This window comes from Arthrobacter sp. G.S.26 (assembly GCF_050847375.1).
Lineage (GTDB): Bacteria > Actinomycetota > Actinomycetes > Actinomycetales > Micrococcaceae > Arthrobacter.
Window position 1 is genome coordinate 1548736 of the sequence record NZ_CP193752.1, and the last position, 21042, is coordinate 1569777.

16 protein-coding genes are annotated in these 21042 nt (G+C 69.6%); 11 read left to right on the plus strand and 5 right to left on the minus strand.

Going from position 1 to position 21042, the window contains the following annotated elements; genetic code table 11:
* Positions 1-3: 3 nt before the first annotated feature.
* The 3 genes from ACRB8A_RS07075 to ACRB8A_RS07085 all read right to left on the minus strand — a co-directional run bounded on the left by ACRB8A_RS07075 (position 4) and on the right by ACRB8A_RS07085 (position 6504).
* Positions 4-1365 carry a M1 family metallopeptidase gene (locus ACRB8A_RS07075; protein ID WP_432245900.1) on the minus strand — a complete coding sequence of 454 codons (1362 nt, stop codon included), beginning with the start codon at positions 1363-1365 and terminating at the stop codon, positions 4-6.
* A gap of 19 nt (positions 1366-1384) precedes the next feature.
* A complete protein-coding gene (locus ACRB8A_RS07080) occupies positions 1385-5281 on the minus strand; it encodes a Pls/PosA family non-ribosomal peptide synthetase (protein ID WP_285240822.1) in 3897 nt (1298 codons plus the stop codon).
* 257 nt (positions 5282-5538) lie between these two features.
* Positions 5539-6504 (minus strand): quinone oxidoreductase family protein, encoded by a 966-nt coding sequence (locus ACRB8A_RS07085; protein WP_285240799.1) that lies wholly within the window; start codon positions 6502-6504, stop codon positions 5539-5541.
* 148 nt (positions 6505-6652) lie between these two features.
* Here ACRB8A_RS07085 and argC point away from each other — a divergent pair, with 148 nt between their 5' ends.
* From argC to ACRB8A_RS07130, 9 genes are all read left to right on the plus strand, one after another.
* Entirely contained in the window at positions 6653-7684 is a 1032-nt protein-coding gene (gene argC, locus ACRB8A_RS07090; RefSeq protein WP_285240798.1) for an N-acetyl-gamma-glutamyl-phosphate reductase, read from the plus strand.
* Positions 7681-8847: a bifunctional glutamate N-acetyltransferase/amino-acid acetyltransferase ArgJ gene (argJ, locus tag ACRB8A_RS07095; RefSeq protein ID WP_050685679.1), complete on the plus strand. Its 1167-nt coding sequence runs from the start codon at positions 7681-7683 to the stop codon at positions 8845-8847. The genes argC and argJ overlap by 4 nt, the downstream gene beginning before the upstream one ends.
* A gap of 19 nt (positions 8848-8866) precedes the next feature.
* Complete coding sequence (argB, locus tag ACRB8A_RS07100; protein ID WP_050685678.1) at positions 8867-9820, plus strand: acetylglutamate kinase; 954 nt, start codon at positions 8867-8869, stop codon at positions 9818-9820.
* 50 nt (positions 9821-9870) lie between these two features.
* Positions 9871-11085, plus strand: a complete 1215-nt coding sequence (locus ACRB8A_RS07105; protein WP_432246025.1) for an acetylornithine transaminase — start codon at positions 9871-9873, stop codon at positions 11083-11085.
* Positions 11082-12077, plus strand: coding sequence for an ornithine carbamoyltransferase (gene argF / locus ACRB8A_RS07110; RefSeq protein WP_050685676.1), 996 nt, complete (start codon positions 11082-11084; stop codon positions 12075-12077). Before ACRB8A_RS07105 ends, argF begins: the two co-directional genes overlap by 4 nt.
* Positions 12074-12604 (plus strand): arginine repressor, encoded by a 531-nt coding sequence (locus tag ACRB8A_RS07115; RefSeq protein WP_050685675.1) that lies wholly within the window; start codon positions 12074-12076, stop codon positions 12602-12604. Before argF ends, ACRB8A_RS07115 begins: the two co-directional genes overlap by 4 nt.
* Before the next feature lie 49 nt (positions 12605-12653).
* A complete protein-coding gene (locus ACRB8A_RS07120; protein WP_050685674.1) occupies positions 12654-13859 on the plus strand; it encodes an argininosuccinate synthase in 1206 nt (401 codons plus the stop codon).
* 5 nt (positions 13860-13864) lie between these two features.
* Positions 13865-15301 carry an argininosuccinate lyase gene (gene argH / locus ACRB8A_RS07125; protein ID WP_285240797.1) on the plus strand — a complete coding sequence of 479 codons (1437 nt, stop codon included), beginning with the start codon at positions 13865-13867 and terminating at the stop codon, positions 15299-15301.
* Positions 15302-15389: 88 nt separating this feature from the next.
* On the plus strand, positions 15390-15926 hold the full coding sequence (locus tag ACRB8A_RS07130) for a pyridoxamine 5'-phosphate oxidase family protein (protein WP_285240796.1): 537 nt from the start codon (positions 15390-15392) through the stop codon (positions 15924-15926).
* A gap of 35 nt (positions 15927-15961) precedes the next feature.
* Here the strand turns inward: ACRB8A_RS07130 and ACRB8A_RS07135 are convergent, their stop codons facing one another.
* Positions 15962-16456, minus strand: coding sequence for a methylated-DNA--[protein]-cysteine S-methyltransferase (locus tag ACRB8A_RS07135; RefSeq protein ID WP_285240795.1), 495 nt, complete (start codon positions 16454-16456; stop codon positions 15962-15964).
* Entirely contained in the window at positions 16453-17961 is a 1509-nt protein-coding gene (locus ACRB8A_RS07140) for a DNA-3-methyladenine glycosylase 2 family protein (protein WP_285240794.1), read from the minus strand. Before ACRB8A_RS07140 ends, ACRB8A_RS07135 begins: the two co-directional genes overlap by 4 nt.
* Before the next feature lie 97 nt (positions 17962-18058).
* On the opposite strand from ACRB8A_RS07140, the gene ACRB8A_RS07145 reads away from it, so the two are divergent.
* Complete coding sequence (locus tag ACRB8A_RS07145) at positions 18059-18736, plus strand: DNA-3-methyladenine glycosylase (protein ID WP_050685669.1); 678 nt, start codon at positions 18059-18061, stop codon at positions 18734-18736.
* A gap of 51 nt (positions 18737-18787) precedes the next feature.
* Positions 18788-21016 (plus strand): HelD family protein, encoded by a 2229-nt coding sequence (locus tag ACRB8A_RS07150; RefSeq protein WP_050685668.1) that lies wholly within the window; start codon positions 18788-18790, stop codon positions 21014-21016.
* Positions 21017-21042: the final 26 nt, after the last annotated feature.

Consider the following 21042-nt stretch of genomic DNA (forward strand, 5'->3'; position numbering starts at 1 on the left):
CCCTCAGCTCCCGGGCAGTGGCGGCAGGGCTTCCTCGTAGAGCCACGGGTGGAGCAACGCCTCCGAATCAAGCCCCGTGGCCCGGTCCACGGCCAGGATGAAGTCGGCGGTGGCCACCGATCCGTGGCGGTGCGCCGTGGCCCATTCCTGCAGCAGCGCAAAAAAGGCCAGGTCGCCGCAGGCCACCCGGACCGCGTGCAGGGCCAGGGCGCCGCGCTTATACACCCGGTCATCAAACATGTGTTCCGGGCCGGGATCGCCCACCAGCAGGTCCTGGGCATCGGCGTTGAGCCGGCGCCAGGCAGCAGCCGCCCGGTCCGCCACACCCATCACGCCGGCCTCCTCGGACCAGATCCATTCGGCGTAGCAGGCAAAGCCCTCATGCAGCCAGATGTCCTGCCAGGAAGCGGCGGTCAGCGAATTGCCGAACCATTGGTGGGAGAGCTCATGGGCGACCAGTCGCTGCGCCTCCCAGTCCAGCTCAAGGTGGTTGGGGCCCAGGATGGACATGCCCTGCGCCTCCAGCGGGATCTCCAACACGTCCTCCGCGACCACCACCGTGTAGGCAGGGAAGGGATAGGGCCCAAAGCAGTTGATGAACGTGCGCATCATGGCCGGCTGGTGGGCCAGGCCAAGGCGGGCCTGGCCGGCGAGGGCCGGGGGAACGGCCACCAGCTGGGTGACCTGGCCGGGGTGGCGGCCGGCGTCGAGCTCCAGCAGCTGGTACCGGCCGATCTGCACGGTGGCGAGATACGTGGCCATGGGTTCGGCCTGGTCATAGGTCCAGGTCTCGCGGCTGGATCGGGTGGTGTGGCCCTGCAGGGTGCCGTTGCATACGGCCCGGTAGTTCGCGTCCGTGGTGACAGTGAACCGGTAGCTGGCCTTGTCGCGCGGGTGGTCGTTGCAGGGGAACCAGGACGGCGCGCCGTTGGGCTGGCCGGCCACCAGGACCCCGTCGGAAAGCTCCTCCCAGCCCACCTCGCCCCAGAAGCCCCGGCGCGGCGCCGGATTGCCTTCGTACCGGACTTCAAGCGTGAACGGCTGCCCGGGTTCCAGGGGTACCGGTGTTGAGACCACCAGCTGCTCGGCGCGCTGGCTGAAGCGGGCTGCCTTCCGGCCGTCCAGCTGGACTTTGGTGGCGCGCAGCCCGGTCAGGTCAAGGACAATGGCCGACGCCGGTTCCTGGGCCACGCCGCGCAGCACCGCCCTGCCGCTGAGGCGGTTGCTGGCCACTTTGTAGTCGAGGAACAGGTCGTAGTGCTCCACCCGGTATGCGCTGGTACCTGCACCGGGCAGGTAGGGGTCGGGCGCGCCGCCGCCCGGCAGGCCGATCGGGCTGCCGGCGGGTGGTGCTGTGGGACTCATGAACGACCTTAGGTTTGTGTCAGGCAGGCGGGGCGGCGGGGCCGGTCCACGGACTGACCGGGTTGCCCATCCAGTACGTGGCGGCAGGCACCGATTCGCCGCGCATCACCAGGGATGCCGGGCCTACGGTACCGCCGGCGCCGATGCTGGCCTGTGGCAGGATGACCCCGTGCGGTCCCATGGTGGCACCGTCTTCGAGCGTAACAGCGTCCAGGCTCATCACCCGGTCGTGGAAAAGGTGGGTCTGGACCACGCAGCCGCGGTTGACTGTTGCGTTGCGGCCCAGGGTTACCAGGTCCGCTTCCGGCAGCCAGTAGCTCTCGCACCAGGTGCCGGTGCCGATGCTGGCGCCGAGGCTCCGGAGCCACCAGACCAGGGCCGGGGTGCCGGTGGCTGCGCGGGCGAACCAGGGGGCGCTGACCATCTCGATGAACGTGTCCACCACTTCGTTCCGCCAGATGAAGGAACTCCACAGCGGATGTTCGCCGGCCCGGATCCTGCCCACCAGGATCCATTTGGCCAGCACGGAAGCCGCGGCGGCCGCGGCCCCGGCCAGGATCATCACCACGCCGCTGAGCAGGGCGGCCACGGCGTAGTTGAAGGTACCGGCCAGCCAATCGAAGGCGAGCATCACTGCCACGGCGATGCCTACGGTGAGCATCACGGGAACAAACCGGCCCAGTTCCCAGAGGGTCCTGGCCACTTTGAGCCGGAACGGCGGCTGGAAGGTGCGGGCGTCGTCGGAGGCAATCGCGGTACGCCGCAGCCGGACGGGCGGGCTGCCCAGCCATGAGGTGCCGGACTTCGCCTTGGCCGGCGTGGCGGACAGGACGGCCACCAGCGAGTTCTTGGGCACGTTCCGGCCCGCGGCCGTCATGCCGGAGTTGCCCAGGAACGAGCGCTTGCCGATCTTGGCCGGGGCCACACGGAGCCAGCCGCCGTCCAGTTCGTAGGACGCCACCATGGTGTCGTCGGCCAGGAACGCGCCTTCGCCCACGGTGGTCATCTTGGGGATCAGCAGGACAGTGGAGGCTTCGACGTTTTTGCCGATTTTGGCGCCCAGGAGGCGCAGCCACACCGGGGTGAACAGGCTGGCGTAGATGGGGAACAGCAGGTCCCGGGCCAGGTCCAGGACTCGTTCGGTGGCCCACACCTGCCAGCCAACCCGGCTGCGCACCCGGTGGTGGCCTTCGACCAGCCCGATGCCCAGCAGCCTCGTGGCGGCCAGGATCAGCAGGGCGTTGGTGAGGAACCAGGCCAGCGCTGCCGGTGCCAGCGCCAGGGCCAAGCCGGGAATCGCGGCAGAAAGCGAGGAGCTGCCCTGGATGAACGGGTACGCCACCGCGAGTGCGGCACCGGCCGCCACGATGGGCAGCAGGGCCAGGGCCGCCGAGGCCGAGGCAAACCCGGCAAACCACAGCCTGGCCAGGAACCTGCCCTGCGCCGGGGCGTCCGGGAAGGAGTGCCGGGCTTTGCCGCGGCGCACTGCGGGGGAGCCGGCCACCAGCTGGCCGGCCTTGACCTTCCCCAGCACCGCGGACCCGGCCTCCACCTGCGCCCCGGCACCGATCGAGGCGCCGGGCATCAGCGTGCTCCGGGCTCCCACCGTGGCGCCTGCACCGATCCGGACGGCGCCGATATGGACGCTGTCGCCGTCGATCCACCAGCCGGACAGGTCCACTTCCGGTTCCACGTTGGCCCCCGGTCCCAGCGTCAGCAAACCTGTAACCGGCGGCAGCGAATGGAGCTGGACGTCCCGGCCGATCTTCGCGCCAAGGGCCCTGGCGTAGTAGGGCACCCACGGCGCGCTGGCCAGGCTGATGGCGCCGGAAAGGTCCTGGATCTGCTCGGCCAGCCACAGCCGGAGATGAACCCGGCCCGAGCGTGGATACGTCCCCGGCCCGACACCGCGCAACAGGAACCGGGCTGCGGCCACCGACATCAGCATCCGGCCGGCCGGGCTGACGAAGAGCAGCCAGGCGGCGGCCACCCACCACCAGGAAACGGTGGGCGCTGCCGAGAAACCTGCCACCGCCGCGAGCACGTTGTTGGCGGCCATCACGTAGGTCAGCCACCGCATGCCCACCAGGATGTGCAGCGGGACGCCCATCAAGGTCTGGAAGATCTGCGATTTCCGGGCCGTGGGCCGGACGGGCCGTTCCCTGGCCGGCCCGGCCGTACCGCCCGGGTTGGACTGCCGGGCCACTTCCACCAGTGCTCCGATGCGGGGCGTGGCGTAGATGTCCGCAACGGTGATGGTGGGGTAGCGCCGGCGCAGGGCCGAGACCAGTTGCGCGGCGGACAGCGAGCCGCCGCCGTAAGCAAAGAAGTCAGCGTCGAGGGACGTGACCGGGCTGCCCAGCACGGCGCTCCACTGCTCCACGATCCAGGCGGCGTCGTCCGGCAGGTTCAATGGGGCGGCATCGGCTGCCGCGGCACCGGCGCCGGCCAGCGGCCAGGGCAGCGCGTGGCGGTCCACCTTTCCGCTGGTTTTGGTGGGCAGCGAGGGGACCACGGTCAGCAGGGGAACCAGGGCCGCCGGCAGGCTGGTGCCGAGCAGCGCACGGGCTGCAGCCAGGTCGATGTCCTGTCCGGAAGCGGGGGCCAGGTATCCCACCAGGATCTGGTTCCCTGCCGCCGTGGTGCGGACGGCCGCCGCGGCGCCGCCCACGTGCGGCAACGACTGGAGGGCGGCATCGATCTCGCCGAGTTCGATCCTGCGGCCGCCCAGCTTGACCTGTTCGTCCGCGCGGCCCTGGAAGATCAGGCCGGCCTGCTCGTACTTGACCAGGTCGCCGGAGCGGTAGGCGCGTTTCCAGCCGAGGCTGGGCATGGGGGCGTACTTCTCGGCGTCCTTGGCGGGGTCGAGGTAGCGGGCCAGGCCTACGCCGCCGATGATCAGCTCACCGACTTCCCCTTCGGCAACGGGCACCCCATCGGCGTCCACCACTGCCAGGTCCCAGCCGTCCAGCGGCAGCCCGATCCGGACCGGCCCGGGGCCGCCCAGCGGGGCAGCGCAGGCAACCACTGTCGCTTCCGTGGGGCCGTAGGTGTTCCAGACTTCGCGGCCATCCACGGCCAGGCGTTCGGCGAGTTCCGGCGGGCAGGCTTCGCCGCCGAAAATCAGCAACCGGACGCTCTCCAGCGATTCCGCGGGCCACAGCGCCGCCAGCGTGGGGACTGTGGAGACTGCCGTGATGCCGTGGCTGATCAGCCACGGGCCAAGGTCCATTCCGGTGCGCACCAGGGCCCGCGGGGCGGGCACCAGGGCTGCACCGTGGCGCCAGGCCAGCCACATCTCCTCGCAGGAAGCGTCAAAGGCCACCGACAGCCCGGCCAGGACCCGGTCCTGTGGCCCCAACGGCTCCCCGGTCAGGAAAATCCGGGCTTCGGCGTCCACAAACGCGGCGGCCGACCGGTGTTGGACGGCCACCCCCTTGGGCGTACCGGTTGAGCCGGACGTAAAAATGATCCAGGCGTCGTCGTCCGGGCCCGGCGGCCGCGCACCGGCAAAAGGCCCGGTGCGTCCGGTGCCGGACAGGACTCCGCCCGTACCCAGCACCCCCGCCACCTTGGCTTCACCGAACACCAGGCGGGCCCGTTCGTCGGGATCGTCAGCGTCCACGGGCACGTAGGCGGCGCCCACCAGCAGCACCGCGAGGATGGCGATGTAAAGCTCGTTGGTGCCGGAGGGGATCCGCACCCCGATCCGGTCCCCGGCGCCCACCCCCGCCTGGTGCAGCTGCAGCGCCGCAGCCCGGACTTCCACCAGAAGCTGGGCGTAACTGAGGGACTGCCGGCCGTCGTCTAGCGCGGAAGCGTCGGGGTAGCGGGCCGCCGTGTCCTGGAGGATGTCGATCAGGGTGCGGACCGGCGGGGCTGCCGGGAGGCCGGGCAGCTGCGGGGCGTGGACCAGGTCCCCGCCGGGCAAAGTTCCGGGCGCAGCATCCGCGGGTCCGGGCTGGCCGGGCACCCCCGGAGCCGGCCCCTCCGGTGGCGCCAAAGGCGCCGCGGCGGAGGTTGCCGGGCCGGAAAGGATGTTCCCCGAAGGGGCATGCTGCGAAGTCACCCGGGCATTGTGCCTGCGCCAGATGAACGGAAGGTGTCCGTGACGGCGGTTTAGGTCCCGCTCCCGGAACGTCTGTGTGTCCGCTGTTCCATCCCGGGACGTGCCTAGGGCACCAGGAGGACCTTGCCGGTGGTCCGGCGGCCCTCGAGGTCGCGGTGTGCCTGTGCCGCGTCGGCGAGGCTGTACTGTGCGCCGATCCGGACTTTCAGGCTGCCGTCGGCGGCTGCCGCGAAGACCTCGCCCGAACGCCAGCGCCGCTCGGCGGCGTCCTGCAGGTAGTGCGCCATGGTGGGCCGGGTCAGGAACAGGGAGCCGCCGGCGTTAAGGCGCTGCGGGTCAACCGCGGGCACCGGCCCTGATGCGGCCCCAAAAAGGACCAGGGTGCCGCGGATGCGCAGCGCCGCCAGTGAGCCATCGAACGTATCCTTGCCCACGCCGTCGTACACCACGTCCGCGCCGGTGCCCCCGGTGATGTCCCGGACTTTGTCCGCGAATCCGTCGTACCGGAGCACCTGGTCAGCCCCGGCGCCGGCTGCCAGTTCCGCCTTCGCGTCGCTGGAGACAGTGGTGATGACCCTGGCGCCGCGGGCCTTGAGCAGCTGGATCAGCAGCAGGCCAACCCCGCCCGCGCCGGCATGGAGCAGGACCGTGTGGCCGGCGGCCACCTTGAACGTCGAGTTCATCAGGTAGTGGGCGGTGATGCCCTGCAGCGGCAGGGCGGCGGCCGTCAGGTCATCCACACCGTCGGGAACGGGCAGTGCCGCTTCTTCGGGAACCAGGGCGTAACCGGCGTAGCACGCGATGCCCTCCGCGGTGGCGATCCGGTCTCCGGCGGTAAAGTCCTTGACTCCGGCGCCCACAGATTCCACGGTGCCTGCTGCTTCGGAACCGGGCGTGAAGGGATAGGGAACCTGGTAGGCGCCGCTGCGCTTGTAGGTGTCGATGAAGTTGACCCCTGCAGCCCCCACTTTGATGAGCAGCTGCCCGGGACCCGGCGTGGGCCGCTCAATGTCCTGGTACTGGAGTACTTCCGGTCCGCCGGCCTGCCGTGCGACGATTGCGTGCGTCATAGCTCTCTTTCCCCGGGACCGGCGTTTCCGGCCCGGCTGCCGCTTCCATCCTAGGTTCTGCCCCCATCGGCGGGGCAAGGGGCCGCCCTCCGGCGGCGGTGCATAAATATCGGGTGTATTGCATAACTATTGCTGTATAGTCGATGCCATGACTATTTCTGTTGCAGTGTCCGGAGCCAGCGGTTATGCCGGGGGAGAGGTCCTGCGCCTGCTCGCCGGCCACCCCGGCGTCACCATCGGCGCCATCACCGCCCACAGCAACGCCGGCTCCCGCCTCGGTGAGCTGCAGCCGCACCTGCACGGGCTGGCCAGCCGCATCCTCGAGGACACCACCGTCGCTAACCTCTCCGGCCACGACGTGGTGTTCCTCGCCCTGCCACATGGCGCCTCCGCGGAGATTGCCGCGCAGCTGCCGGAGGGCACGGTGGTGATCGACGCCGGCGCCGACCACCGCCTCGCCGATCCTGCCGTGTGGGAAAAGTTCTACGGCTCACCGCACGCCGGAACCTGGCCTTACGGGCTCCCCGAACTGCCGGGCCAGCGCGAGGCCCTCAAGGGGGCCAAACGGATTGCCGTGCCCGGCTGCTACCCCACCTCCGCGCTCCTGGCGTTGACGCCGGGCTTCGCGGCGCACCTGCTGGAGCACGATGACGTTGTGATCGTTTCCGCCTCCGGAACCTCGGGTGCCGGGAAAGCCGCCAAGGTCAACCTGATCGGCTCCGAAGTGATGGGCTCCATGAGCCCCTACGGCGTGGGCGGCGGGCACCGGCACACCCCCGAAATCGAACAGGGCCTGGGCCTCGCTGCGGGCAGCCCCGTGACCGTTTCCTTCACGCCCACCCTGGCACCCATGAGCCGGGGGATCCTCACCACCGCCACGGCTAAGGTCAAGCCCGGTGTCAGCGCCGACCAGCTGCGCCAGGCCTGGGCGGATGCCTATGACGATGAGCCCTTCGTCCACCTGCTTCCCGAGGGCCAATGGCCGGCCACTAAATCGGTGGTTGGCTCCAACCACGTGGCCATGCAGCTCGCTTTTGATGCCCACGCCAACCGGGTGATCATCACGTGCGTGATCGACAACCTCACCAAAGGCACCGCCGGCGGTGCCGTCCAATCCATGAACATCGCACTTGGCCTGCCGGAAACGGCCGGCCTCAACCTGCAGGGAGTAGCACCGTGACCATCACCGCACCCCAGGGATTCCGCGCCGCCGGCGTCACCGCCGGACTCAAGGCATCAGGAAACCCGGACCTCGCCCTGGTGGTCAACGACGGCCCTTCCAAGGCCGCTGCCGCCGTGTTCACCAGCAACCGCGTTGCGGCCGCTCCCGTGCACTGGTCCCGGCAGGTTGTCTCCGACGGCCGGGTGGACGCCGTGGTCCTGAACTCCGGCGGAGCCAATGCCTGCACCGGGCCCACCGGCTTCCAGAACACCCACAGCACCGCCGAAAAGGTTGCGGACGTGCTGGGCATTTCCGCCACCGACGTGTTTGTCTGCTCCACCGGCCTGATCGGCGAGCAACTCCCCATGGACAAGATCCTGCCCGGTGTCGAGGCCGCAGCCGCTGCGCTGAGCCCCGACGGCGGCCCGGACGCCGGGACCGCCATCATGACCACGGACTCGGTCCCGAAGTCCGCCCTCTTCATCGGCAGCGACGCGGACGGGCAGGAGTTCAGCATCGGCGGCATCGCCAAGGGCGCCGGCATGCTGGCGCCCGGCCTGGCCACGATGCTGGTGGTGCTCACCACCGACGCCGCTGTGGACGCGGACATGCTGGACACCGTCCTCCGCGACGCCACCCGTGTCACCTTTGACCGGGCAGACTCTGACGGCTGCATGTCCACCAATGACACCGTGGTCCTGCTGGCTTCCGGCGCCTCCGGTGCGGTGCCGGACGCGGAGGCCTTCGCAGCCGGACTCACCCAGGTCTGCGCCGAGCTGGCCCGCAAGCTGATCGGTGACGCCGAGGGCGCCAGCCACGATATCGCCATCCGCACCTACAACGCCGCCAGCGAAGCGGACGCCGAAACCGTCAGCCGCTCCGTGGCACGGTCCAACCTGTTCAAAGCCGCCATCTTCGGCAAGGACCCCAACTGGGGCCGGGTGCTCTCCGCTGTGGGAACCACCGACGCCGTCTTCGACCCGGACGCCCTGAACGTCAGCATGAACGGCATCCGGATCTGCCGCAACGGCAGCATTGGCGATGACCGCGCGCTGGTGGACCTGGAGCCCCGCGAGGTCCTGGTGGAGATCGACCTGCAGGCCGGCACGGCCGAAGCCACGGTCTGGACCAACGACCTCACCCACGACTACGTGCACGAAAACAGCGCCTACTCAAGCTGACCCACGCCCGGAGGCACGCATGAACACCGAAACCCGCGAAAACACCTCGATGCTGGACGCGCAAAGCAAAGCCGGCACGCTGATTGAAGCCCTGCCCTGGATCCAGCGTTTCGCCGGGACCACCATGGTGATCAAGTACGGCGGCAACGCCATGGTCAACGACGAGCTCCGGCGTGCCTTCGCCGAGGACGTGGTGTTCCTGCACCACGTGGGCATCCACCCCGTGGTGGTCCACGGCGGCGGCCCGCAAATCAACTCCATGCTGGCGCGCCTGGGCATCGAATCCGAGTTCAAGGGCGGACTCCGCGTCACCACCCCGGAGGCCATGGACGTGGTCCGCATGGTCCTGACCGGCCAGGTGGGCCGGGAGCTGGTGGGACTCATCAACTCCCACGGCCCGTACGCGGTGGGCATGTCCGGGGAAGACGGCGGCCTGCTCCGCGCCGTCCGGACCGGCACCGTGGTTGACGGCGAAGACGTGGACCTGGGCCTGGTGGGCGAAGTAGTGGGGGTGAACCCGGAAGGCATCCTCGACATCCTCGCCGCCGGCCGCATCCCGGTGATCTCCACCGTTGCCCCCGAAATCGAAGCCGGCGCCGATCCTGCCGACAGCCGGGTCCAGACCACCGGCCAGGTGCTCAACGTCAACGCCGACACCGCCGCGGCTGCCCTCGCCGAAGCCCTGGGCGCCTCCAAGCTGGTCATCCTCACCGACGTCGAGGGCCTGTACGCCAACTGGCCGGACAAGTCCTCGCTCATCTCCTCGCTGAAGGCCTCGGACCTCCGGGACCTCCTGCCCACGCTGGAGTCGGGGATGATCCCCAAAATGGAAGCCTGCCTCAAGGCAGTGGACGGCGGGGTGGAACGGGCGCATATCGTTGATGGCCGCCTGCCGCACTCCATGCTCCTTGAAACCTTCACCACCGCCGGCATCGGCACCCAGGTGGTTCCCGACCAGGAAGTGAGCGCATGAACGACACTGTTGACGTGGGTCCCGCCGGGCCTGACGCCAAAGCATCCGTGATGACCGGAATGGGCAGCGGCGCCGAGTGGCTGTCCCGCTACTCAAGTTCCCTGATGGGTGTCTTCGGCACCCCGCAACGGGTCCTGGTGCGTGGCGCCGGCTGCCTGGTCTGGGACGCCGACGGCAAGGAATACCTTGACCTCCTGGGCGGCATCGCCGTCAACGCGCTGGGCCACGCCCACCCGTTCGTGACCTCCGTGATCGCCAGCCAGCTGGCCACCCTGGGCCACGTCTCCAACTTCTTCACCAGCCCCACCCAGATCGCGCTGGCCGAGAAGCTGCTGGCCCTGGCCAAGGCACCGGCCGGCTCCAAGGTCTTTTTCGCCAATTCCGGCACCGAAGCCGTGGAGGCCGCCTTCAAGCTGGCCCGCCGCAACACCGGCACAGCGGACGCACCACGGACCAAGGTCGTTGCGCTGGACGGCGCCTTCCACGGCCGCACCATGGGCGCCCTGGCCCTCACAGCCAAGGAAGCGTACCGGGCACCCTTCGAACCGCTGCCCGGCGGCGTGGTGCACATCCCCTTCGGCGACCTCGAAGCCCTGCGTGCCGCCGTCGACCATTCCACTGCGGCCGTGTTCCTGGAACCCATCCAGGGTGAAGCCGGAGTCCGGCCGCTCAGCGCCGAATACCTGCAGGCCGCCCGCCGGCTCACCACTGACGCCGGCGCGCTGCTGATCCTCGACGAGGTCCAGACCGGTGTAGGCCGGACCGGCACATGGCTGGCCAGCGAGGACGCCGGAATCGTTCCGGACGCCATCACCCTGGCCAAGGGCCTGGGCGGTGGGTTCCCCATCGGCGCGCTGCTGACCATGGGGGAGAAGCCGTCCGCCCTGCTGTCCGCCGGCCAGCACGGCACCACCTTCGGCGGCAACCCGGTGGCAACGGCCGCTGCCCTGGCAACACTGCACGCCATCGAAAACCAGCACGTCCTGGCCAACGTCAACACCGTGGGGGAACACCTGCGCGCCGGCCTGGCCGCCGTTCCCGGCGTGACCGGCGTACGCGGCAGGGGACTGCTGATCGGCGTCGACCTCGACGCCGACGTGGCACCGGCAGTGGTCCAGGCCGGCCTGGACGCGGGGTTCATCGTTAACGCCCCCGGCCCGCACACCATCCGCCTGGCACCCCCGCTGGTCCTGACCACCGCCCAGGCAGAGACCTTCCTCGCCGCCTTCCCGGCCATCCTCCAGACTGCTAAGGACGCCCAGTGACAGCAACCCCAACCCGGCACTTCCTCAAGGACACCGACCTCAGCCCGGCTGAGCAGGCGGAGGTCCTGGACCTTGCAGTCCGCATGAAAGCCGCGCCGTACAGCGTCCAGCCGTTCGCCGCGGAAGGCAACGGCCGCAAAACGGTAGCGGTGATCTTCGACAAGACCTCCACCCGCACCCGGGTCTCGTTCGCCACCGGCATCGCCGACATGGGCGGCAACGCCCTGATCATCAACCCCGGCGAGGCACAGATCGGGCACAAGGAATCCGTGGCGGACACCGCCAAGGTCCTGGAGCGTATGGTCTCCACCATCGTGTGGCGGACCGGGGCGCACGCCGGACTCGTGGCCATGGCGGAAAACTCGAAGGTGCCCGTTATCAACGCCCTGTGCGATGACTACCACCCGTGCCAGCTCCTGGCGGACCTGCTGACCGTCAAGGAGCACAAGGGCCCGCTGCAGGGCCTCACCATGGCCTACCTCGGCGATTCCGCCAACAACATGGCCAACTCCTACCTGCTGGCCGGGGTCACCGCCGGCATGCACGTCCGGATCGCCGGTCCCGAAGGCTACCTTCCCACCGCGGAGATCGTGGCCGCCGCAGAGGAGCGGGCTGCCCTGACAGGCGGCTCCGTCCTGGTCACCACCGATGCCACCGAAGCCCTCACCGGCGCGGACGTGGTGGCCACCGACACCTGGGTCTCCATGGGCCAGGAAGCGGAAAAGGAAGCCAGGATGCAGCTGTTCCGGAAGTACTCCGTGGACGAGGCGGCCATGTCCCTCGCCGCGGACGACGCCGTGGTGCTGCATTGCCTTCCCGCTTATCGCGGCTACGAGATCTCCGCCGGCGTCATCGACGGTCCGCAGTCCATCGTCTGGGACGAGGCCGAGAACCGGCTGCACGCCCAGAAGGCCCTGATGGCCTGGCTGCTGCACCGGTCCGGCCTGGCAGTGGTGGCTGGCCTTGAGCCCGTGGCGGCTGGCAGCCAGTGACCGTCCCGTCAGCCGGGCCCGCCTCCAGCCCGGCCACCAAAACGGCCCGCCAGGCCCGGATCACGGCCCTGCTCACGGGCCAGTCCGTGCGCTCCCAGGCGGAGCTTGCGGCGCTGCTGGCGGACGACGGCGTCCAGGTCACCCAGGCCACCCTGTCCCGGGACCTGGTGGAACTCGGTGCCGTCCGGGTCCGCGGCCAGGAAGGCGTGCTGGTTTACGCCGTCCCGGGTGAAGGCGGGGAACGGGCCGCCAAAAGCGGGGTGAGCCAGGAAATCCTGGACGCCCGGCTGGCCCGGCTCTGCAGCGAACTGCTGGTCACGGCGGAAGCCTCGGCCAACATCGCCGTCCTGCGTACCCCGCCCGGCGCGGCGAACTTCCTGGCCCTCGCAATCGACCATTCGGTGATGCCGTCCATCCTGGGCACCATCGCCGGTGACGACACCGTCCTGCTGGTCTCCCGGGACCCCCTGGGCGGACCCGACCTCGCCGCGCGCTTCCTTCAGCTGGCCGAGGAAGCCGGGCAATAAGCTTGATGGCAACAACACGAACCAAACCCTCAATTCAAGGAGCATTTAAGTGACTGAACGCATTGTGCTGGCCTACTCCGGCGGCCTGGACACCTCAGTAGCCATCGGCTGGATCGGTGAAGCCACCGGCGCCGAGGTCATCGCCGTGGCCGTTGACGTTGGACAGGGCGGCGAGTCGCTGGAGACCATCCGGCAGCGCGCCCTGGGCTGCGGCGCCGTCGAAGCCTACGTGGCCGACGCGTCGGACGAGTTCGCCAACGAGTACTGCATGCCCACGCTGAAGGCCAACGCCCTCTACCAGGGCCACTACCCGCTGGTCTCGGCCATCTCCCGCCCGGTGATCGTGAAGCACCTGGTCAAGGCCGCCCGCGAATTCGGCGCCACCACCGTGGCCCACGGCTGCACCGGCAAGGGCAACGACCAGGTCCGCTTCGAAGTCGGCATCCAGACCCTTGGGCCGGACCTGAAGTGCATCGCCCCCGTCCGCGACCTCGCCCTCACCCGCGACAAGGCCATCGCCTTCGCCGAGGAAAAGGGCCTGCCCATCGAGACCACCAAAAAGAACCCGTACTCGATCGACCAGAACGTCTGGGGCCGTGCCGTCGAAACCGGCTACCTTGAGGACATCTGGAACGCCCCCACCAAGGACATCTACGACTACACCGCCACCCCGGAGTTCCCGCCGGCCCCGGATGAAGTCACCATCTCCTTCGAAGCCGGCGTGCCGGTGGCGATCGACGGCGTCCGGGTCACCCCGCTGCAGGCCATCAAGGAACTGAACCGCCGGGCCGGCGCCCAGGGCGTGGGCCGGATCGACGTTGTCGAGGACCGCCTCGTGGGCATCAAGTCCCGCGAAATCTACGAGGCCCCCGGCGCCATGGCGCTGATCACCGCGCACAAGCACCTCGAGGACATCACCGTCGAGCGCGAGCAGGCCCGCTTCAAGGCCACCGTTGGCCAGCGCTGGGCCGAGCTGGTCTACGACGGACAGTGGTTCTCCCCGCTGAAGCGTTCCCTCGACGCCTTCATCGAAGACACCCAGAAGTACGTCACCGGCGACATCCGCATGACCCTGCACGGCGGCCAGGCAATCGTCAACGGCCGCCGCTCCGACACGTCCCTGTACGACTTCGACCTGGCCACCTACGACACCGGCGACACCTTCGACCAGTCGCAGGCCAAGGGCTTCATCGAGTTGTGGGGCATGTCCGCCAAGGTGGCCTCGGGCCGCGACATCCGCGTCGCAGGAAAGTAGCCCCCGTGGCTGAGCACAAATCCGGGGTGCGCTCGGGGACCAATACAGGTGCGCTGTGGGGCGGCCGGTTCGCCGGCGGCCCCGCGGACGCCCTCGCGGCGCTGAGCAAGTCCACGCATTTTGACTGGCGGCTGGCCCGCTACGACATTGCCGGGTCCAAGGCGCACGCCCGCGTGCTGCACAAGGCCGGACTGCTGGACGACGCCGAACTCGACGGCATGCTGGCCGCCCTCACCCGCCTGGATGAGGACGTGGCGTCCGGCGGCTACCTGCCCGCCGACTCCGACGAGGACGTGCATGGATCGCTGGAACGCGGCCTGATCGAACGCGCCGGCACCCAGCTGGGCGGCAAGCTCCGCGCCGGCCGGTCCCGCAACGACCAGGTGGCAACCCTGGGCCGGATGTTCCTGCGCGACCACGCCCGGATCATCGCCCGCGGCGTGCTGGCCACCGTGGACTCCCTCGTCGGGCAGGCCAAGGCGCACCACGGTGTGGCCATGCCGGGCCGCACCCACCTGCAGCACGCCCAGCCGGTGCTGCTGAGCCATCACCTGCTGGCCCACGCTTGGGCGCTGCTGCGTGATGTGCAGCGGCTCCAGGACTGGGATAAGCGGGCCGGCGTTTCGCCGTACGGTTCCGGCGCCCTGGCGGGGTCCTCGCTGGGCCTGGACCCGGAAGCGGTGGCCGCGGACCTGGGCTTCTTCTCCGCCACGCACAACTCGATCGACGGCACCGCGTCCCGCGACGTTTTCGCCGAGTTCGCGTGGGTCACGGCCATGATCGGTGTTGACCTGTCCCGGATCTCCGAGGAAGTCATCTTCTGGGCCACCAAGGAATTCTCCTTCGTCACACTGCACGATTCCTATTCCACGGGGTCCTCCATCATGCCGCAGAAGAAGAACCCGGACGTGGCCGAGCTGGCACGCGGCAAGGCAGGGCGCCTGATCGGCAACCTGACCGGGCTCCTGGCTACCCTCAAGGGACTGCCGCTGGCGTACAACCGCGACCTGCAGGAGGACAAGGAGCCGGTCTTCGATGCCGCCGACACCCTGGAGCTGCTGCTTCCGGCCGTTTCCGGCATGATCGCCACCCTGACGTTCAACACCGAGCGGATGGCGTCGCTGGCACCGCAGGGCTTTGCCCTGGCCACCGACATCGCCGAATGGCTGGTCCGGCAGGGCGTGCCGTTCCGGGAAGCGCACGAGCTTTCCGGCGCCGCCGTCAAGCAGGCCGAATCCCGCGGCGTTGAACTGTGGGACCTGACAGACGAGGAATACGCGGACATCTCCGCGCACCTCACGCCGGAGGTCCGCACGGTACTGTCCACGGAGGGCTCGCTTAACAGCCGCAACTCCCAGGGCGGCACGGCACCGGCCGCCGTCGAACGCCAGCTCACCGCGCTGGAAGCCGAACTGGAAGCCGTCCGCGCCTACGCCGGCTAGCTCCCGCACGCCCCTCCCGCCTGTTGATCCGACAGGCGGGAGGGGTGTTCTGCGTTAACTTGCGGGGCAGCCCCGCTAGCATGGCGCCATGACCCAAACCTTCCGGCAGTTCCTCCGCGCACTGCCCGACTTCCCCGCGGAGCTGCCCGATTTCGACCCGGACACCGCGCCGGCGGACCCCGCCGCGCTGTTCCGGTTCTGGCTGGACCAGGCCCTCGCCGCCGGTGAACCGCAGCCGCACGCCTTCAGCCTGGCGACGGTGGCCGGCAGCGGGCAGCCGTCGGCACGGATGCTGATCCTGAAGGACATTGACGACGCCGGCTGGCAGTTCGCCACGTCCCGCACCTCCCGCAAGGGCCGGGAACTCACGGGCTCGCCGGTGGCGGCCATGAACTTCTACTGGCATTCGCAGGGCCGGCAGGTGCGGGTGGCCGGTCCCGTGGTGGAGCTCTCCGCCGCCGCGTCGGCAGCGGACTGGGACGCCCGGCCGCAGGCTGATGGCAGCAGTAACCCGGAATGGCAGCTCTACGCCCTCCGGCCCGTTGAGATCGAATTCTGGCAGGCCCGGCACAACCGCCGGCACCTGCGGCACCGGTTCGGGCCGGACGGTATCCCGCTCGATTAAGCCGTCGCGCCACGGGACCTGCGCCGGCGGTTCGCCTATGCCGCTTCGCGCGCCAGCAGCCGTTCCTTCACCGGCAGGCCCCAGCGGAACCCGCCCAGGGTGCCGTCCGTCCGGATCACCCGGTGGCAGGGAACAAACAATGCCGCGGCGTTGAAGGCGCAGGCGCTGGCCGCGGCCCGGACAGCCCTGGGGTTTCCGGCCAGCGCCGCGTATTCGGTATACGTCACGGGCTGCCCCGGTGCCACAAGGCGCAGGACGTCCCAGGCATGCGCCCGGAACGGGCCGGACTGCTGCAGCACCGGCACGGCCATTGCAGGTTCCGGGTCTCCGCTGTAGAACGCGTCAACGGCCGGGGAGATGCCGGCCAGGCTGCTGACTGTTTCCAGGCCGTCCGGCCGCAGGGACGCGTGGATTTGGCCGGTCAAGTCAGCCGGGTCCGCTGTCCAGCCGGACGAGAGCACCGCCCCGTCCCGGGCGATGATGGTGAAGGGGCCATCGGGGGTGGTCATGGTCAGCAGTTGGGCTTTCATGGCGTCACTTTCGCGGAGGTTGGGGCCGGGGAACGGCGGGTGCGTGGAGTACGTCCGATGCCGGGGGGACGGGCGGCAGCGGCCCAGAGGTGCATGGTGGCGTAGGAACGCCAGGGACTGACTTCGCGGAAGTCCGGCGAACCGGCGTCTGTGCCCGCGGCCAGGGCCTTGATGCCGTTCCGGACGGCGGCGTCATTGGCGAGGAAAACGTCCGGGGCACCGAGCACCCGCATCGCCACGTAGCCCACCGTCCAGGGTCCCACGCCCGGCAGTGGCAGCAACGCGGCCGTGAGGCCGGGGACGTTATGGCCGTAGCCGATCTCCAGCCGGCCGTCCGCCATGGTCGCTGCGGCGTTCAGGAGGGATTCCGTGCGCCGCTTCGGGCCGCGGAGCAGGTGCCCGGAAGCCGCGATCTGCGCTGGGGTGGGGAACAGCCGGTCCAGGCCGTCCGCCGGAGCGCTGCTGTGGCTGCCTGCCGCAGCCAGTTGCGAAAGTGCCGTCCGGGCAGCGGCCACGGTGATCTGCTGGCCGATCATGGCCCGGACCAGCAGCTCCTGCGGGTCCAGCGCCCCGGGCATCCGCATCCCGGGTGTCCCGGCGACGGCGGCGGCGAGCCGGGGATCCGCCGCCAGGGCAGCATCGATGGCCTGCGGGTCGGCGTCCAGGTCAAAGAGCCTGCGGACCCGGCTCAGGAGCGCCGGCAGGTCCCGCAGGTCCACCGCGCCGATGGTGAGGGTCAGGGGCCGGCCGGGCGTGCCGCCGTCGTACTCCACCGCGAAGCGCGCGTCGCCGTGCGGCAGCCGCAGCGTCCGTGCGTAGGACGTGGCGGTGCCCGCTTCGATGCCGGGGACGGCACGCACGGCAAGGAACGTGAAGATGCCCGGATCGAACGGCTGGCGGTACGGCAAAGCCAGGCTGAGGGCCGTGGTGCCGCCCCCGGCCTTCGCCGGACGGCCCTTGAGCCGCAGCGCAGTGGGGGTCATGTCGAAGACTTCCACCATGGTTTCGTTGAACTGGCGGACACTGCTGAAACCGGCAGCGAAAGCGATGTCCGCGAGCTTCATGGCCGTGGACACCAGCAGCGTCCGGGCCGTCTGCGCCCTGCCGGCGCGGGCCAGCGAGAGGGGACCGGCGCCCAGCTCCTGGCTGAGGATCCTGTTCAGCTGCCGGGAGGAGTAGCCCAGCCGGGCAGCAAGGCCCTGGACGCCGTCGCGGTTGATGACCCCGTCATTAATCAGCCGCATCGCGCGGCCGGCAACGTCCTGTCGGATGTTCCAGGCGGGGGTCCCGGGGACCGCCTCCGGGAGGCAGCGCTTGCAGGCCCGGTAACCGGCGTCGTGCGCCGCGGCCGAGGTCTCATAGAAGGTGACATTGGCGGCCTTGGGGGTCCGGGCCGGGCAGGAGGGGCGGCAGTAGATGCCCGTGGTGCGGACGGCAGTATAGAACTGCCCGTCGAACCGGGTGTCCCGGGCGTCGATCGCCCGGTAGCGCTGCCAGAAGTCCATGCCTCCATCCTGCCAGCCCGGCGGGACTGCTTCTAGCGGAAATCGGACACGGCCGTGCGTACCCCTGGCCACTTCCCGGAGTGGGTAGAGTCGAAAAATGACCACGCCACAGCCCCCGTCCGGGCCGCCCCTGCGGGAATTGCTGGCCGGCAACGCCCTGGACCTGGCCCCGATGCTCCTGGGTGCCGTGCTGACGCACCGGACGCGGGACGGCCTGGTGGCTGTCCGGCTCACCGAGGTGGAGGCCTACCTGGGGCCGGGGGATTCACTTCATCCCGACCCCGGGTCCCACACCTACCGCGGGTCCACGCAGCGCAACGCGCCGATGTTCGGGCCGCCCGGGCACCTTTACGTCTACTTCACCTACGGGATGCACCACTGCGCCAACATCGTCTGCGGACCGGTTGGCACGGCGTCCGCGCTGCTGCTGCGTGCCGGGGAGGTGGTGGCGGGCGGGGACCTTGCCCGGCAGCGGCGGCCCACGTCCAAGTCACCGGCGGACCTGGCGCGGGGACCGGCCCGGCTGGCCAAAGCCATGGGACTGAGCACTGCGGACAGCGGCCGGGACGCCCTGGCGGAGCCGTTCACGCTGGAACTGCCGCCGCACCCTGCCGGGCCCGTCAGTTCCGGGCCGCGGGTGGGGGTTGCCGGTCCCGGCGGGTCGGGGGAGTACCCGTGGCGGTTCTGGCTGACCGGGGACCGGACCGTGTCCACGTACAAGCCGGCCCGGCCCCGGACGCCGCAACCTGAGACCACCATGTTTCACAAGCGTTAACGGAAATGGTTGTAGAATGGACGGTCTGTATTCCGCGATAGGGGAACGTTAATGCTCGACGCCGATTTGGCCCACGAACGGGATTATGTTGCCGGCCTCTACGCCCGGCTGGAGGAGCTGCGCGACGAGAAGCGCCGGCAGCTTGCCCAGGTCCGGCGCGCCGGAGCCGTAGGCACCATGCAGAACGTTTCGGAACGGGACGCTTTTGCCGCCCTGTATGAGGACCGGCTCGCGCAGCTGGATGCAGTGGACGACCGGTTGGTCTTTGGCCGGCTGGATCTGGACTCCGGCGAGGAACAGTACATCGGCCGGATCGGCCTCACCACCGAGGACCTGCAGCGGCTGATGGTGGACTGGCGCGCGCCAGAAGCCGGGCACTTCTACCAGGCCACCGCTTTCGACCGGCAGGGTGTACGCCGCCGCCGCCACCTGATCCTGCAGGGCCGCGAAGTCAAGGCCATTGAAGACGACGTCCTGGACGCCGGCATGCTGGCGGACGACGAATCGCTGCAGGGCGAAGGCGCCCTTTTGGCGGCGTTGAACTCCAAGCGCACCGGCCGGATGTCGGACATCGTCAGCACCATCCAGTCGGAGCAGGACCGCATCATCCGGTCCTCGATCTCAGGTGCCCTGGTGGTGCAGGGCGGCCCCGGCACCGGCAAAACCGCCGTGGCGCTGCACCGTGCCGCCTATCTCCTCTACACCCACCGGGACCGGCTCAAGACTGCAGGCGTCCTGCTGGTGGGGCCGTCGTCGTCGTTCATGAAGTACATCGAACGTGTGCTGCCCTCCCTCGGCGAGACTGGTGTGGTGATGGCAAGCCTGGGCCGGCTGATGCCCGGCATCCATGCCGTACCCGAACAGGACGCCGGCGTCGCCGCCATCAAGGGCCGCCTGGACATGGCCGCCATTGTGGCCAACGCCGTCGCCAACCGCCAGCGGGTCCCGGCCGGGGACCGGATCCTGGAAGTGGACGGCCGCAAGCTGACGCTGACGGTCCGCCAGGTCCGGCGTGCGCGGGAGCGTGCCCGCGCCACCGGGAAACCGCACAACGAGGCACGCGCCAGCTTCGTCAAGATCCTGCTCCGTGAGCTGACCGAACAGCTGACCGACCTTGTTGAAGCCGGGAACATCGGCAACAACGCTGACCGGGGCTACCTTGCCGAGGACGTCCGCAGCGCCCGCGACGTGCGGATCGCCCTCAACCTGTGCTGGATGCCCATAACGCCGGAGAAGCTGGTTTCCGAGCTGTTCAGCAAGCCGGCCATCCTCGAATTCTGCACCCCGCACCTCACCAAGGCTGAGCGGGCTTCCCTGCTGCGCCCGGCGGACGCGCCCTGGACGGAACCCGACGTCCCGCTGCTTGATGAAGCCGCGGAACTGCTGGGGGATCTGGACGCTACCGACGGCCGCGGCCTTGCGCAGCAGGAGCACGACAGGGCCCGCGACCTGGCCAACGCCAAGCAAACGCTGGAAAACATGGAGCACATGGGTGTTGATGTGCTGATGACTGCAGAGGAGCTCGCGGACCAGAACCAGGAGCGCGAGGACCGGCTCACGGCGGCCGAGCGCGCCACCAGCGACCGCAGCTGGGCCTTCGGGCACATTGTGGTGGACGAGGCCCAGGAGCTTTCGCCCATGCAGTGGCGGCTGCTGGTGCGGCGCTGCCCGCTGAAGTCGTTCACGATCGTGGGCGACATTGCCCAGACCAGTTCCGTGGCCGGCGCCAATTCCTGGCAGGGTGCCCTGGCTCCCATGTTCGGTGACCGCTGGCAGCTTGAGGAGCTGACGGTCAACTACCGGACGCCGTCCCAGATTGCCGAGGCAGCAGTCCGGATGGCCAACGCTGCCGGGCTGGTGGTTTCGGCGCCCAAGGCTGTCCGTGAGGGCCGCTGGTCACCTGTCATTGACGAGGTCCCGGCGGGCTCAGTGGTGGACCGCCTGGTGGAGGTCCTGCCGGCAGAGCTGGAAGCGCTCGACGGCGGCCTGATCGCCGTGATTGCCGACGGCGACCTCCTGCCCGCAGCCATCCGCGCCCTCCGCACTGCGTACGGCCGGCGGGTGGGCAACGGTGCTGGGAGCTACGAGCAGGACATTGTGGTCATCAGCCCCCGCGAGGCCAAGGGCCTGGAATTCGACGGCGTGGTGGTGCTGGAACCGGCCATGATGCTCAACCACGAGCACGGCAAGGTGGGCGACCTGTACGTGGCCATGACCCGGGCCACCCAGCGGCTGCGCCTGATAGCGGCCCAGCCCGTACCGGCAGGCATCGCAGGCTGAGGGCCTGCTCCCGGCGGTGCCGCCGC